This window comes from Bradyrhizobium glycinis, from assembly GCF_016031655.1.
GTDB lineage: Bacteria > Pseudomonadota > Alphaproteobacteria > Rhizobiales > Xanthobacteraceae > Bradyrhizobium > Bradyrhizobium glycinis.
Window position 1 is genome coordinate 1 of sequence record NZ_JACCHQ010000034.1, and the last position, 16,004, is coordinate 16,004.

Annotated in this window: 8 protein-coding genes, 4 pseudogenes and 1 riboswitch; of the genes and pseudogenes, 8 read left to right on the forward strand and 4 right to left on the reverse strand. The window is 59.1% G+C overall.

The window, feature by feature from the left end:
* Both HZZ16_RS32495 and HZZ16_RS38475 read right to left on the reverse strand, forming a co-directional pair.
* The coding region (locus tag HZZ16_RS32495) for a transposase (RefSeq protein WP_197949286.1) at positions 1-234 on the reverse strand (234 nt) is incomplete at its 3' end.
* Between the two features lie 76 nt (positions 235-310).
* Positions 311-453 (reverse strand): annotated as a pseudogene (locus HZZ16_RS38475) (transposase); the annotation flags it as partial.
* Between the two features lie 788 nt (positions 454-1,241).
* Between HZZ16_RS38475 and HZZ16_RS32505 the strand changes: the two are divergent.
* Both HZZ16_RS32505 and metE read left to right on the forward strand, forming a co-directional pair.
* Positions 1,242-1,851, forward strand: a pseudogene (locus HZZ16_RS32505) (isocitrate lyase/PEP mutase family protein); the annotation flags it as partial.
* Between the two features lie 33 nt (positions 1,852-1,884).
* Positions 1,885-2,106, forward strand: a riboswitch (cobalamin riboswitch).
* A gap of 90 nt (positions 2,107-2,196) precedes the next feature.
* Positions 2,197-4,541, forward strand: a pseudogene (metE, locus tag HZZ16_RS32510) (5-methyltetrahydropteroyltriglutamate--homocysteine S-methyltransferase).
* A gap of 266 nt (positions 4,542-4,807) precedes the next feature.
* Here the strand turns inward: metE and HZZ16_RS32515 are convergent.
* Positions 4,808-5,020, reverse strand: coding sequence for a hypothetical protein (locus HZZ16_RS32515; protein ID WP_197954308.1), 213 nt, complete (start codon positions 5,018-5,020; stop codon positions 4,808-4,810).
* A gap of 1,070 nt (positions 5,021-6,090) precedes the next feature.
* Here HZZ16_RS32515 and HZZ16_RS38020 point away from each other — a divergent pair.
* The 4 genes and pseudogenes from HZZ16_RS38020 to HZZ16_RS32530 form a co-directional block, all read left to right on the forward strand.
* Positions 6,091-6,225, forward strand: a complete 135-nt coding sequence (locus tag HZZ16_RS38020; protein ID WP_283815890.1) for a hypothetical protein — start codon at positions 6,091-6,093, stop codon at positions 6,223-6,225.
* Between the two features lie 982 nt (positions 6,226-7,207).
* Positions 7,208-7,798: a DUF6088 family protein gene (locus HZZ16_RS32520; protein ID WP_197954309.1), complete on the forward strand. Its 591-nt coding sequence runs from the start codon at positions 7,208-7,210 to the stop codon at positions 7,796-7,798.
* Positions 7,791-8,807, forward strand: a complete 1,017-nt coding sequence (locus HZZ16_RS32525; protein WP_197954310.1) for a nucleotidyl transferase AbiEii/AbiGii toxin family protein — start codon at positions 7,791-7,793, stop codon at positions 8,805-8,807. The genes HZZ16_RS32520 and HZZ16_RS32525 overlap by 8 nt, the downstream gene beginning before the upstream one ends.
* A gap of 103 nt (positions 8,808-8,910) precedes the next feature.
* Positions 8,911-9,048 (forward strand): annotated as a pseudogene (locus tag HZZ16_RS32530) (transposase); the annotation flags it as partial.
* Between the two features lie 502 nt (positions 9,049-9,550).
* On the opposite strand, the gene HZZ16_RS32535 reads toward HZZ16_RS32530, so the two are convergent.
* Complete coding sequence (locus HZZ16_RS32535) at positions 9,551-11,203, reverse strand: NEL-type E3 ubiquitin ligase domain-containing protein (protein WP_197954311.1); 1,653 nt, start codon at positions 11,201-11,203, stop codon at positions 9,551-9,553.
* A 1,433-nt stretch (positions 11,204-12,636) separates the two neighbouring features.
* Here HZZ16_RS32535 and HZZ16_RS32540 point away from each other — a divergent pair.
* Complete coding sequence (locus tag HZZ16_RS32540) at positions 12,637-13,269, forward strand: Ulp1 family isopeptidase (protein WP_197954313.1); 633 nt, start codon at positions 12,637-12,639, stop codon at positions 13,267-13,269.
* 1,063 nt (positions 13,270-14,332) lie between these two features.
* Complete coding sequence (tssA, locus tag HZZ16_RS32545; RefSeq protein WP_197954318.1) at positions 14,333-15,988, forward strand: type VI secretion system protein TssA; 1,656 nt, start codon at positions 14,333-14,335, stop codon at positions 15,986-15,988.
* The last annotated feature ends 16 nt before the right edge of the window (positions 15,989-16,004 follow it).

A 16,004-nucleotide genomic window follows, 5' to 3' on the forward strand; every position in this document is an offset into this window, starting at 1 on the left:
CGCATTGTCCAGCATGGCGTCAGCCAGGAGCCGCTTCAGCTTCGTGTTCTCGTCCTCCAGCGTCCTCAGCCGCTTGGCCTCGGAGACGTCCATCCCGCCGTACTTGGCCTTCCATTTATAGATGCTGGCGTCGCTCAGGCCGTGCTTGCGGCATAGATCGGCGACCGACACCCCGGCCTCGTGCTCCTTCAAGATCCCGATAATCTGCTCTTCCGTAAAGCGGCTACGCTTCATGCTCTGGTCCTCGTCGTGGGCCAGAACGAACTTCAAGCTGGATTAAGCTCCGGGGGCAAGGTCACCGGAGCTTATCCACCCAGCGTCGTAACACCGAGTCGCGCAGACCGAGTTCCTTGGCAACCGACCCGATCGATCGACCGCTCGATACCGCTAGACTAGTTCAACGGCTTGGCGCTTGTAATCCTCTGTGAACGATCGACGTTGACGTTCTGGCATTTGACACCTCCGGGCTCTCTGAGCCTACTACAGGTGTCCACTCAGTCGGAGGAGCTTCATAAACCCGGGCACAATGATAAGCTGACATTAATGGGGAGTAGTGCGGATGCGACTTGGCGTCCCTTTATCGATCGGGGGATCTGGGACAAAGGCGCTGTTTCTGCCGCATCCGCACTTCCGGGGAAGTTAGTGGTAACGTGAGCCCTATCTCTGGAGCAAGGAAAAGAACCTGCCTTTCACGCGCCGCTAACTTCTGTCTCTCCCTTTAGGCATGATCCAATACTAACCACATCCGGCTTCCCGCGAGGTTCGGTCATGGGACACGATGGGTTGTAGCGAGAAAGCGGTGTTGAGTCGCCTACCCGAACTGGTAGGTCTTGACGCCGCTCAACCTGTCAGTCTCGCAGAATGATCAGAGCGCCGAGGCGCGCTGATCTCCCCGTTTCTCTGCTTCACTTGCACAAGCGAGCCCGCCTAAGCGCTCGCTGAAGCATTGGTCGATCTGTCGTATCTGTTCTCGATCGGCTGGGCGGCATTGCGTCGACCACACGAGCGGTCTCTTGCATGTTGAACGCACGGCACCCATTGCCCTGCCGCCATCCACGGCGCGGGATCTAGCCCGTGCCGGAAGCCAGTTCGGGTGTGGCCCACGCGCGTTCTCGTATGCGCCGGCCCGGCTAGGGAATTTCAAGAAGTTCTTGGGAAAACCGAATAGCGATGATGAATCTAGTCTCCCGCGCAAATGATTTTCATAAATTTTGAGTGAGAGAGTGTTTTCAGAAGCTGCTCATGCAACCCGCATCTTTGAGGATTCCGGCGCGGCCGCTCTGCATCTGGGAGAGATTCTGACCAAGAAGTGTGGCCACTAGAACGAACGACAAGAAGACTGTCGACGCGCACGACATGGCGGAGAAGGTTGCCGCTGCTTCAAAGGCCCGTTGCGATCTCGTGATCATTGCCAGAACGGACGCGGTCGCCAGAAGAGCTCGATGGCGCGGTCAGCCGCGCCAAGTTTTACGTAAGGCAGGCGGATCCGATCTTCCCTGACGCGTTGCATTCAGCGGAAAAGTTCCGCGTTTTCGCCGAGCGAATGCCTGGCGTGGCACTACTACTTGCGAAGATGACGGAATTTGGAAAGACGCCCTTCTTTACTACTGCTGAATTTAAAGCCATGGGTTACGCGCTGGTGACTTGGCCACTGTCCTCCTTACGTATGGCCAACAAGGCACAAGCAAAACTTAATTAGCGATTGCACGTGACGGCGGCACACACAAGCTAGTCAACCGGATGCAGACGCGTGCGAACTCTACGCGACGATCAGATCACAGGATTATGAAGCGTTGGATTCCGTCAATGGTGCAAACAATCAATCCGGCCGGCATGCCGCAGCGGAAGTGAACGTAGAGAGGTCGACGCCGCCATCCCATTGCAGGTAATCGGAGCTGTCGAGGTTCTCCGGGTCCGCTTGACCCGGAGCTAAGAGGGAAGCCGGTGAGCGTTCGGTTACGCGAACCGTCGCAATGCCGGCGCTGCCCCTGCAACTGTAAGCGGTGAGCCCGCATCCATCAGTGTCACTGAAGCGCAAGCTTCGGGAAGGCCGGATGCAGGCGATGACCCGCGAGCCAGGAGACCTGCCCCGATAACCTAATCGTCCACGGGCGGGGTGTCCCGGTGGTACGCCAAGCAGCTGCCGCATTCGCGGCTGTCCTGCCAGCGTCCGCCATGGCCTTTTGCCTCACCACAATGGGGTTAAAGCTATGTCTTCTCTCTCTTCCGGTTGCTACACTCGGCACGCCCGTATTGGGCCGCGTCGCGAACTCAAGACCGCGTTCGAAAGCTACTGGGCCGGCAAAACGAGCGAGCAACAACTGCTGGAAACCTGCGTTCAGCCTCCGCGCAGCCAATTGGGCCCGCCAGAAGTCGCTCGGTGCGACCATCATTCCGTCCAACGACTTCTCGTTCTACGATCAGGTGCTGGAGACGAGCGTCCTGGTCGGCGCCATTCCTGAGGCCTACGGCTGGAAGGGCGGCCCCGTATCACTCAAGACCTATTTCGCGATGGCGCGCGGCTCGCAAGGAGAGGAACAAGACGCCAGCTGCGAACACGCGCATCAGGGCCACGGCGCAGCCGCGCAGGAAATGACCAAGTGTTGGACACCAACTACCACTACATGGTCCCGGAGTTTCAGATGGGCCAGCCTTTCAAGCTCTCCTCCCGCAAGGCAATCGAGGAATATGACGAGGCCAAGGCACTCGGGTACCAGACGCGCTCGGTCCTTGTCGGTCCGGTCACGTCCTGAAACTGGGCAAGAGTGCCGATGGATTGTTCGATCCGGTTGCGCTGCTCGACAGCCTCGAACCCGTCTATGTCGAGGTGCTCCAGGAGCTCGCCAAGCACGGGGCCGAATGGGTGCAAATCGACGAGCCCTGTCTCGTGCTCGACCTCGACGATGCCGCAAGAGACGCACTCCGGCGCGCCTATGCGCGGTTCGCCCAAGAGGTCCCTGGTATCAAGATCATGCTGGCGACCTATTTCGGCGCCATCGGCGACAATCTGGCAACCGCGCTGGCGCTGCCCGTGGCCGGTCTGCATGTCGATCTCGTCCGTGCGCCTCAGCAGTTGAGCCAGATCGCCGCATCCCGCATCCGCTCAGATCTCGTCATCTCACTCGGCGTCATTGACGGCCGCAACGTCTGGCGTTCCAACCTTCCGGCGCTGGTCGACCGGCTCAAGCCGGTCGTCGCAAAGCTCGGCGAGCGGCGCGTTCAGATCGCGCCGTCCTGCTCGATGCTACATATTCCGATCAACCTGGAGCTTGAGACTGCTCTCGATCCCGACGTGAAGAGCTGGCTCTCCTTCTCGGCGCAGAAAATCGTTGAGCTGTCGACCCTGGCCAGGGCGCTTGCCGGCGATACGGGCCTCGCCAACGCTCTCGGTGCGTCCGAGCGTGCAGCTACCGCGCGGAAGACCTCGCCCAAAATCCACGATGCAGCCGTCGCCAAGCGGATGGCCACGATCGACCCGGCGATGCGCAGCCGCAAGAGCGCCTTTACAAGCCGTGCCAAGGTTCAGCGCAAGCGCTTTGGTTTGCCCGCCTTCCCGACCAGGACGATCGGCTCGTTCCCTCAGACGGCCGACGTCCGCAACGCCCGGGCTGCACATGCCAAGGGTAAGCTGACCGACGCGCAGTATGAGCAATTCCTCAAGGAGAAAACCGCCCGCACCGTGCGCTGGCAGGAGGAGATTGGCCTCGACGTACTCGTTCACGGTGAGTTCGAGCGCAACGACATGGTGCAGTATTTCGGCGAGCAGCTTTCCGGATTCGTCTTCACCCAACATGCCTGGGTGCAGTCCTATGGCTCCCGCTGCGTTCGGTCCGCCGATCCTGTTCGGCGACGTCTCCCGGCCGAAGCCGATGACTGTGGAGTGGTGGCGTTATTCGCAATCGCTGACCAAGAAGCCGATGAAGGCGATGCTGACCGGGCCGGTGACGATCCTGAACTGGTCTTTCGTCCGTGACGACATGCCGCGCAGCGAAGCCTGCCGCCAGATTGCGCTCGCGCTCCGCGACGAGGTCACCGATCTCGAAAAGGCCGGCGCGACCATGATCCAGATCGACGAAGCCGCGCTTCGCGAAGGGCTTCCGCTGCGCCGGGCCGACTGGAAGACCTATCTCGACTGGGCGGTGGAGAGCTTCCGCATCTGCTCCACGGGCGTTGCCGACGCCACGCAGATCCACACCCACATGTGCTATTCGGAGTTCAACGCTATCATCGACGCGATCGCGGCAATGGACGCCGATATCATCTCGATCGAGACCTCGCGCTCGAAGATGGAGCTGCTGGACGCGTTCACAACCTTCAAATATCCGAACGACATCGGTCCCGGCGTCTACGATATCCACTCGCCGCGCGTGCCTGATACCACCGAGGTGAAAGAGCTGATGACCCTCGCCCGAAAGCGGCTCTCGGACTCGCAGCTCTGGATCAATCCGGACTGCGGTCTGAAGACGCGCAGTTGGGAGGAAGTCCGCCCGGCGCTCGTCAACATGGTCGCGGCCGCGCGTGAACTTCGTAAGGCGTCTTGATGTGGCCGGAATCTCAATCGTTAAGGCCCTAATTCCGCAAGGGAGACTGCCGATGCACTTCTGTACCCCTTTTGACAGCGGCAAGCCTTATCACGTCAATTTGTCGATGGTCGGGGGCCTCTGGCTTGACTGCGACAAGACGATCACCTCCGGCCGCTTGCCACGCCCATGTCCAACTCAGCCAGCATCTCAGCGGTAATCGAAGCCCGGTCGCTAAATCTCCACTCTCAACTCCCGCGGGCCATAGGTCGGCAGGATCTTTCTAGCTAGCCTTCTCGGCTGGCAATGTTGAAGCTGTCGCAAATAAGTGCGAATGAGTTTTTCGCTTCGGCATCCTCAAAGCAAAACCTGGTGCCGACCTCCGCACGATCAGTCCACCAGCCCACGTTGGCCGCTTTCGCGATGCGCGCGGCCTCGCCCCTCAACAGATCCAGTTGTTTCCCGGCAGCACGAACAATCAGGCAATTTTCCTTGGGCATATAGGTCCTCCGTCGCAATGATGACGTTGCAGGTCGCCGATCAGATCGCGGTAGCAGCTCGTCAGCACAAAGGCCGCAACAGCGGCCGCTGTGGCTTCATTGGCCAAAAAGCTCCGGGTGAAAAAGGTTAAGTGAAATATGTCGGCAACCCGGTAAAGGCGACCATATAGCAGCCCTCCCGGCAAGCCATATGATCTATTTCATGTTCCGCAGCAGGCTCAACGTGCATTAGGATAAGGCAAGGCCCGCCGGGGTTGGCGAGCTCGCGGGGCTGCCTCTGAGCCAGGCCGCGTATGTCCCTCACAGCCCGTCCCAGTTTCGACGTTGCGGAGATCAGTTAAGATTTCCTAAACCTTGTTCGTTTCTCTATTGGCAGGCGCAAGGTTGGAGACTTTTGACCTTGGGTCGGGAGCCCGCTAGCCGACGCACCTAGCGGGCTTCAGCATTCTTTGAATTATTTCTTTTCTGAGTTCGCACCGAATATCGCAGCGCCAAATGATTAGGAATCGCAAGCCCAAGGAGTGGACGGCGGCGGAGATGCAGCTGCTTGTCGAATTGGTCAAAAAAGGAGCGAGCACCTCCGAAATCGCGGCCGCTCTTGGTCGGTACACCGCCTCCATCAAGCGCCTAGCGCGAGATATGTGTCTGCTGCTGAAGAAATGATCGGCCCTGCAACCGCCGGCAGCTGGGGGGCGTTTTTTACTTGTGCAGACTAGCGAATATTGAGCGCAGTAAAAATGCTGTCACGATGTTTGCTGTATTCAAATCATTTTATGGGCTGAGGATATGATGATTACCCTTGATCAAGCGGATTTCCATCGCACCATTGCCCTCCAGCAATGATTGGCCTCTCTCAAGAATCAGATGGGCGAATTGGCCAGCCTGCGGAACCGACTGGCGCACGCTGAGCTGCGGCGCTCTCGATTGAGGAGGAACCGGCTGGCTTTCAAGAAGGTGGCGCGACACCGTATTTGTAGATGACCTTCCCTCTCACTACGCAGAATTGCCAAGCTCCCGCCTCTCAGCGCGATCTATTGGGAAGCCTGGGTCGGGTGAAGCCGTTTGGGAGCATGTCTATCGAAGAGCCGTGGCAACTGCACACGGTCGTCAATGATATTCTCGCCGAAAGACTCATGGGGAAGAATGCAGAGCTCAAACGACGGCTGGAGTTCCTCAACGGAGGAGACAAAGATGATCTCCAATGAGGCCGTTGCAATCAGCCCGCCGGTTCTCGCTGGCGGGCTTTTCTCGTCATGACAGGCACGCCACAATGGCGAGAGCTACGTCATAACCCAAGTCACCCGAGTACATCCAAAACAGGATCCCAGCACCAAGGGCGAGTACGAGCGCTTTGAGTGCAATCATCTGAAGTCCCTCTCTTTTCAATGAGAGAGGCTGAACCGTGATTGTTTCCAGGCTGCTTCGACGAGGCCGGCAAATGGTTTCATTCACTCAGCCCTTATCCGCGATCCGCCGGTTCACGCTGGCGGGCCACTGTGCTAGCGGTTGCAACGCCGCGCCGATCGTGCGGAACGTCGCGGCAAGGCCGCAGGATCTGTACCAGAGCAGCGCCTGCGGCCTTTCGTTTTTTGATCAGCATGCGTTGTGGGAATGGCGCCACACTTGAGATGATTGGGAGGAAGGGGCGGAACCTCATCTCGTCGGCCGGCTTATCGGAACGGCGACGGTCTCGGTATCACGGGGCAAGAGCCTGTCCGGGAGGCCTCAGCATCATTACGCCCCCCGGCCCGATGCTGAGGCCGCCACGGACTGTATTATTGTCGCGAAAACAGCATCGGGTGCGGCAGAAACAAACAGGGGCGCGGCTTACAACAGCGCAATTCGTTGTCGCTAGCACAGGTGTCGATCTCGTCTGCCTGTTTTCCCGGGAGCTGGAGATCTTCTGGGTGGCAGGCGGGCAACCCTCGTCGGAGGTCGGTAGTCTCTAAATGCGATTGCGGTTGCTGCGCCCGGCTCTTTCCCACCAAGGACCGATAATAGACGGGATTGGGATGCGGCCCCCAGCTCGTTGGACGGGAGGCCAGAACCGCTTTTTGGCCCTCAATAAGGGGCCGAATCGGTCTCAGTAAGGGCAAGTTATTGATTTTACGAGGAAACCTTTTTGAAACTTAGCTCTTGCAGAATGTCAGAAGTCCTCCTATGTTTCTGACACCTGGAGAGAGAGCCATGACCGCCCTTAGCACCCGGATTTTGGAAGTCACCAAAGAACTGCCCGAAGGCGCACCGATTGCTGCCAAGGGGCTTTTGCATCTTGGAAAGCGTGCTGCTGTTGATCAGGCCCTTTCGCGTCTTGCCGTGCGAGGAAAACTTCTTCGCGCGAGGCGAGGGGTGTATCTGCGTCCGGTCGAAAGCCGTTTCGGAGTTAGAGCTCCGTCGGTCGAAAAAGTCGTTGAGGAAGTCAAGGCTCGCAGCGGTGAGACCATTGTTTCCAGCGGCGCGGCGGCTGCCAACCATCTTGGTTTGACAACGCAGGTACCTGTCCGTCAGGTTTACCTGACCTCTGGTCCTTCTCGCGAGCTCCACCTTGGCAAGCAAGTTGTTCAGCTCAAGCATGCGCCGTTTTGGCAGCTTACGCTGGCCAATCGTCGTGCTGGTGAGGTGGTGCGTGCGCTTGCCTGGGTTGGTCCCAAGACGGCAGAACGAGCATTGCGGTCGGTCAGTCAGAAACTGACCCCAACCGAAGTGAGTGAACTAAAGTCTGCGGCGTCTTCATTGCCGACTTGGCTTGCCAGGCCGGTAAGCGAACTGCATGTCTGACAAGTTCCTAAATCTGTCTGACGCCGAGCGCCGAGAGGCGCTCGGTGTTGCTGCTTCCAATTCAGGACGTCCGGCACATCTCCTTGAGAAAGATGTCTGGGTTGTTTGGTGCTTGAATGCACTCTTTTCCTCTCCACTGGGAGAGCGCCTCGTTTTCAAGGGCGGAACGTCCCTTTCCAAGGCGTACGGCGCAATCCGCCGCTTTTCAGAAGACGTCGACCTTACCTACGATATTCGGGCAATAGCCCCTGATGTCGTGAAAACAAGCGAGAGCAATCCCGTCCCTCAGACCCGCAGCCAGGGCAAAAAATGGAGCGACCAGGTCCGAGAGCGACTTCCAGTTTGGGTGAAAGAAAAGGCGCTTCCCGTTATCGATCAGTGTCTGGAAAACGACAAGCTGAGTGCAAAGGCGGAAGCAGATGATGACAAAATCTTCGTCCGATACGCTTCCTTGGAGACAGGCAATGGCTATGTAAGCCCCGCCGTCATGCTTGAATTCGGCGCAAGATCCACCGGCGAGCCGAGCGAGCTTCACGACGTGGTTTGCGACGCCGCCCAGTATCTTGAAACTCTCAAGTTTCCAACTGCCAAGCCAAGGACCATGAAAGCGGAGCGCACCTTCTGGGAGAAGGCGACTGCCATCCATGTTTTTTGCGTCCAGGGTAAACTGCGAGGCGAACGTTTCGCTCGCCACTGGTACGATCTCGTGAGGCTGGATGACGCGGGGATCGCGGACGCTGCATTGAAAGACCGAAAGCTGGCTGACACGGTGGCAGAGCATAAAACATGGTTCTTCTCTGAAAAGGACCGTGCCGGCACGACGATTGACTATCACAAGGTGATCAATGGTGCGCTGAAGCTCGTCCCTGAAGGTGAAGCGCGAGCCGTTTTAGAACAGGACTATGAACACATGGTCGACGACGGGCTCTTGCTGGACGAGCCAGAGACGTTTGAGACGCTAATGCAACGGTGTGCGAACATCGCAAATCTAGCGAACAGACCGGCCTAAACCTCCAAAGATGGTCGGAGTTCATGCGCCTGCCTCGACTGACCTTGCCCCCGGGACTTAATCCAGTTTGAAGTTGGTTCTGGCCCACGACGAGGGCCAGAGCATGAAGCGTAGCCGCTTTACGGAAGAGCAGATTATCGGGATCTTGAAGGAGCACGAGGCCGGGGTGTCGGTCGCCGATCTATGCCGCAAGCACGGCGTGAGTGAGGCCAGCATCTACAAATGGAAGGCCAAGAGGGGCTAGCTGACGAGCCTCAAGACGATTTGGTTTGGGATTGACCGAGCCCTGCAAATGGTACGTGGAAAGGTTCGCCAGAACAATGTCTCTCTACTCCGGGCGAGATCAACTCGGAATGGATCAAATCGGAATCATGGGCGACTTAAAACCGGAATGCCTAGGCAAATCACCAGCATCCGCTCACAGCCGTTGAAGTATGCGCGTCGCACCGGACTTTGATGCAGGGCAAACGAGTTCTGCATGTTGCGGGCCATCAGCTCTCAACGGACTTCGAACGATCCATCTTATTGAGAGGAGTCCCTGATCACGGCTGCGTGCCTCGCCGCTGCTCTGGAAGGCTAGGCACAATTTATCTGCTGTGTGAAAATCCGACGCAAACAACGACCGCGCAGCCACTACTTCACCGCCGCGGGATACGCTGAAAAGAGATCGGCAGACCCTCTTCGGTTTGGCGCAACGGTCCGTGGAACCAGGCATTGAGAGCCCCCTGCGACCGAGGGCGCGCTTACAGGCTGAGGCCGCGCTGCGCAAGAAACTGGTTCGTAGTCGGTCGCATGATCTCTCGAGCGATTTCGTCGTTGACCTGGCGGCCGAGCTCCCGCTCGGCATCGGCATCGCCTATCAAACCATGCTCCTTGAGTCGTTGATTCAGACGTGCAGAGAACTCCTCTTCCATCGCCTCGGCAAGGCGCGTCTTCATGGCTGCATGGTCTTCGGGAGCAAAGCGCTTCAACACTGCCTGCCAAGGTTCCCAGCGTGTGGCCAAAAAGTCGGCAAAGCCAGCGGCCTCCTGCTCGCGAACGGATGTTTCGGCAAGGGCGATGTCGGCCTCCGTAACGTAAGAAAACCGCTCGAAGCGCATCTTCGGGGCCACGGGCTGCAGTTCCAGTGCATCACGCAGCTTAACTTGATAGGCCAAATAGACCTCGACTTCGTCGACGAAACTTAGTGAGCGAACCTTCTCGCGAGCGATCCGCTCCAGCACGTCCAATCGGAACAGGATACGGCCCCTCTCTAAGATGCCTTGGAGATTCTCGTCAAAGTCACCGTCCTCGACCTCAACATTTAGACGCGCGGTCTGCATGCCATTCCAGGTCAACGTGATGCGATCCTGGCAGGTTGAGATCGCATCGAAGGCTAATAGGAAGTACTGTCCGCGCAACCGGGGACTTCTCGCCGCCTTCCGCAGGTCATCGCGCACCGCATCCTGGAACGCCTCATCTCCGTAGTTCACGGTCTGCCGCAACTTGTCGAGAAAGCGTGCGTAGTCCTGAGCACCGCGCTCTCGGCCGAAGCTCTGCCAGAGGGCCAGCGTCTCCGGTTCGTCCTTAAGCCAGTCCGCGACTGCCTCACCCAGAGGTCGTACCGACCCTTGCGTCGTTCCTCCCGCCGTTGAGAATGAGTAGGAGACCAGGGGCCCTTCATAACCCTCAGCATGCATGGCCGTCGCAAGGTTCGTCTGCACCCGCTCCGACAGGGGATTCCGACGCAGGCTGACTACGGAAGCATGTCTCAGCTCCGTCAGCAGGTTCTCGGGTAAGCTCGTCAGTCGGTTCCCACTAGCGTGGAGCGTTATGAGGCTGGCGGGGAAGGAGTCGGGCAAGTGAGTCAGCCGATTGTCGGAAACGTCGAGCCGCCATAGAGTGTCCGGAAGTGCGGCGGGCAGGTGAGTCAGCTGGTTCTGGTCCACATGCAGAATGTAGAGCCGGGGCGGGAGAGTGTCGGGCAGGCTGGTCAGCCGATTGTCGCTAAGGTCCAGGCGTTGGAGTCCAGACGGAAGGCCAGACAGGCTGGTCAGCCGATTGTGTGCAACATCCAGGCGCCGGAGCCCGGGCGGGAAAGTGTGGGGCAGGCTGGTCAGCCGATTCGACCTGGCGTAGAGCTCTTGAAGACCGGTCGGAAGAGATTCCGGCAGATAGGTCAGCTGATTGTTGGAGACGTCTAGGCGCTGGAGCAGCGCCGGGAAGCCCGGTGGCAAGACCGTCAGGGACAGCGACGTAAGGTTTAGCTGCGCAGCGGTTGCGGCCGCCTCCCACACTCCTATTCTTCTTACCGCCTCTAGCCGATCTTCACGTCCGTTCGGCACCTCTTCTGCGGCCCAAGCCTGAAGAACCTCGTTCTGCGGCGATCCGCGCGGAAGCGGAGCCTCATCGTTCATGGTCGGCGGCCTCCCACGCCAGTTTAGCTCGACGGACCTGATCATCGTCCCGGCGGGACCGCATCCTTCGTCTGACCGTCGATCTCGTTCGGAAGAGCGAGATGCATTGCGAACACTCGGCTAACACTATCCTTCGGACCATCAATACCGTCTTTCAGTCGTCAATTTTGAGCAGACGCCCTTCAATTGATGCTCCTGGAAGCCGCCGTGGTCATCATGGAGCTCACTGAGGGATGCAAAGGGATGCAAAAACCAGGCCGATTAAGACTACGACTCGCATTGGACCGACCTCTCAGTTTTCTGCCAAGGTGTCGCCGACCTATCGAGGAAGCCCGGAGTCGCTTGGCCATTGTGACGACGCACGATCTCTTGCCCGACGAGTCGGCGAACCGATCCACCCTTCGCATACGGCGGAGATCTCTAGCAAAGTGACAGGTCGGGCGTTAAATCCGCGCATTCCGTCGCTGAGCGGATGGTTCGCGCCGGATTGGCGAGAGTCGCGGCATACGCTGCCACGCTTAGACCGCGATGCGCCGAACTCTGTTCAGTCGCTGATCATGAGCGGAGGCAACTTGCGCAAGATGGGCGAGAAGCGCTGGTCTCTCTTGTGGAACTGACCTCGAATGACTTTGCCGAGCCCGATGCCCGTCATTGATCGAGATCAATGACGCGGAGAGCGCTGGGCATCGTGTGGTATAACTCCAGAGGTTCGAGTTCACTTACCGCAGAAGACTATCATGACTTCAATTTTCCGACCATTCAGGATATGATTCTAGGAGAGGACGCCGCCAATGTTGCCGTCGCGGATCGCTAGGGCCGAGCCTTCACCGCCGTGCCGCCATCTTGAGCGACCGGCGCCTGCGGAAGCTAGCGCCGCTTGGAGCCATTTGGATCCGCAACCCAAGTTGTCTGGCCCCGCGCTTGATATACCAGCCAGCGTGCCCACGGAGAGCTTTCCATGCACGAGGGACTTCACACATATCGTCGGCTTGGGATGGGAACATGGTTGCCAGTCAGCTCCCGATGCCTTGATCGGATCACTGAGCAGGCAAGGACTTTTACCAACGACACCGCTCCATTCGAGAGCACATTTTTACATCCATGGTCGGCCTTACACACCCAAGTTGCGGCAAGAAACAAGAGAGCCGACCCCAACAAATCCGAGCGGGCTTAGTGTAACGCTCGTCCCGGAGCATGGGCTTGAATCTCACCGGCCAATCGTGGCGGGCATCTATAACTTCGCCTGGCCTGGCGAAGAATCATCATCGACGAGAGCTACGACCTCCGCGATGCCGAGGAAGGATGTCAAAGGCTGTGGACTGTGGGGGTGTTTCAAGTCCGGCCTATGCAATGCGTTCCGAGCGAGCCGACACGAAAAGTCGTCGGCCCCTCTGGACCAGCCGGACGGCCAAGTCTCCGGATCAAGCGTCCGGATGCGGACTCCGCCGCTGCTCCGTCGCGACTGGCTAACTGACGAGCATATCAGGAAGGATTACGAGCTCCTGGAGCGGGAGCTGCAAAGGGACCATCCGGATCTGGCTGCTCGGATCCGGCTGCTGCGGCCGGTGCAAGCTCAAATGCTGCGCTTGACCGACAACACGGCCGAATTGCTGCTTGCCGTACAAGGAATCTTTTATGATGAGGATGAGAACGATACCGCCGATTTCCTGCTCGTGCCAGTGAACGATGGCAAAGGTGCTAAGGCCGACGACGGCAAGCACTGGTCGCTACTGCTCGTTGATCGCCGCAATCGAGAGAACGTAGTTGCATATCACTACGACTCCTCTAGGAGAAAATCTAACGTCGCTAGCGCACGGCAGCTCGCCGAACGCCTTGGCGCCAACCTTCAGGCCGCCCGCATGGCGCAACAACGGAACAATCATGATTGCGGCGTCTTTGTGGTGGACGGCACACGGGCGCTGGCAAGACGCTTAGCGGAAGGAGAGCGGCCTGATGAAGAGCCGCTTCACCTGGACAACCTCGTCGCCGATCGGCGGGCACTCCAAGATCGACTGAGCGGTCGTACGCATTCGCGGTCCCCCAACCCGCTGATGCGTTTGGGCTGATGGAGCTGGCTGGTGCGCCTCTTGTCGCACCAGAACTCTAGGCGGGTGCCAGGACGTGTGAACGACTGGGGCGGCTCGCACAGACCCCGTCCTGGACCGGGTCGTGGTAGTCGGTCTGTGATCGACCAGCCCATCGGACGCGTCGAACACCGACTGAAAAGCGAACCTCTCCGCACGGCCGGTCTGTCTGAGCGGTGGATCGACACGTGCCTGCAAACCCATCAAGAACATTTTTCCGATGTGGACTCAGCGTGGTTGCCGCAGGTGGATGGAAGCATCACGCCCAGCCTCCGACCGCGGACTTTAGACTAGCCTCCTTTAAATCGGGGGGAGCTTGAGTCGACCCGCGAGAGGCTGAACCGCTCTCCGCAGAGCTCTTGAAATCGCTGAGGATCTAATTGAGGCGTTCCGTGTCGTCTGGATAGATGCTGCATGGGCGCTTGCGGCGGGTCACGGCCGTTCTCACCACCGATGCTGAAGGCGAGCGGACGTCATGACCGCTGTCAACGGCAGGTCCTGCACCAGGGTTGGACATAGACCGCCAAGCAGTGATTGAGGATTCGCTACCGGAACGCGCCTTCTGTCCTTCGGGGCTTGGCGCACCGCGATCCGCGCTAACTGAAGACGCACCCAAATCCCGCGGTTCAGAGTGCATCCGCTCCGGGGCAGAGCTGCTCGCTCGGTAAGTCGCGTACGACATGAGATGTTCCAACGACGATCCAGCGACGTATCGAGTTGACACTCGTCCTCTTGTCTTCTTTCCAAAGTTTACCGAGGCGGGCGCGTGCGGCCCAGTTTGCCTGAGAACAAAGCTCCTTCAGGTCAATGACTAAGCCGACCCAACAGCCACCACGGGCGATGTCAGGTTTGCAACATGCTGTCGGGGCCGTGACGCCTCGATTCAGAAAAATCGGCTTTACTAATCATGCCATTGCAATTGGCATAAGGCTTGAAAGGGTGAAAGCGGAAGGCCCAGGTCATGCAGCAGGGGCTGGCGCAAGGACAGTAGTGATGGCTTACAACGGCGACGCCTCTCGGCTTATTCTATACGGCGGGTACGACGTTGACTTTCCGCAATCCGTCGCAATGCACGTTCGCGTATGGTTTTGTCACAGTGGTTGATCGCTGGGCGGCGGCTCGAGACGACATCGATGCGCGTGCGCGGCACGGTGCCGCGCCTGTGCCGGGCCCCGTGCCGGCCGGCATCAACATTCGTGGTGCGGCCGAATTTGAACAGCTCGAAACCGAGGTCCGGCGCATGGACGCCGACGGAGCGGTTGCGGTTAATTGGAGCAAAGTCAGCACGCTGTCGCGCTATATCCTGTCGAACCAGTCAAAGGACATTTTGGTTGTCTGTTGGGCCACCTATGGTCTGTTCCGGACCGAAGGATACCAAGGCCTTGCCGTCGGCCTGAGCGCTCTGTACGGCATGGTGAATGCGCATTGGGAGGGGCTCTTTCCGCCGGTCAAGCGGGAACGGGCCCGGGTCGGAGCAATCAATTGGCTCGTCGGTCGCCTTGGGCCGGAGGTGGCCGAGAATGTGCCGATCGAAACTGAATATCCGGCAGTGCTCGCCGCCTATGAGGCGCTTGACGATCTCGATCGCCAGCTGGGCGACAAGCTGGTCAATGAGCAAGCCTCTTTGGGCGAGTTGTTGAGGGCTCTGCGGCCGCACTATGAAGAAGCGAAGCGCGCAAGCGCCGTGCCCACGGAAGGTGCGGCGGAGGCGGCCCGAGCTGTCGAGCAGACCGACGTCGCCCCGGCGGAATTCACTTCGCCGGATAAGGTCGCTCAACCGGCAACACCGGAGGTGGCAAGACCGCCTGGTGCCGATGGCGACTGGGCCGGCTGGATCGACCACTTGCCTGATATGCTGCGCCTAGCTTCGGCCGCCCGGCGCGTTACCTCCCCCGCAGACCCGAAGGTCTATCTGCTCAATCGTGTCGGCTCCTGGATGCGCTTTGACGCCCTGCCGCCGGATACCGGCGGCAGCACCACGATATTTGCGCCTGCGGACAATATCGCAGCGTTGGAAGCCAAAATAGCGGCCGGTCAACACGCCGAGGTCTTGAATTTGGCCGAAGAGATCGTCTGGATGTCACCGTTCTGGCTCGACGTTCATCGGCATGCCGCGAAAGCATTGGAGCACATGGGGCCACTCTTTGAGCCGGCCGCCGCGGCAGTGCGCGCAAGCGTAGCCCTGCTGGTCACCCGCTATCCGCGGATCTTGACATTCCAGTTCAATGACGGGCGGGCGTTCGCGGATGAGGAAACGCGCGCCTGGGCGGCCATCGGTGGTGCGGACGTGCCGCCGGGCCGTGATCCTGCCGACGACGCGGTTGTTAAAGCACATAAGCTGATTGGCGAGGGGCACCCTCAGGCTGCCCTCGAGACGCTGTCACGTGCGCTGGATGGCGCGAGCGGAGAACGAGCGCGGTTCGTGGGCCAGCTTGCGCAAGCACGTTTCTGTATCGAAACCGGGTTCGTGACGACCGCCGTCCCGCTGCTCGAGCACATGGAAGAGGTGATCGCCGAGCGCAATCTCGAGCGTTGGGAGCCTTGGCTTGCACTCGACGTCGCCGAATTACGCTTTCGCGCGATGACCCATTCCGACTCTCAGCAATTGATTGACGAGCCGCGCCGTCGGGCCGTGCTCGAGCAAATCCGCAAGCGGGTCGCTAGCATCGATATCGCACGGGAGAGCCAGCTTAGCCGCTAGCTGACTTTATCAGGGC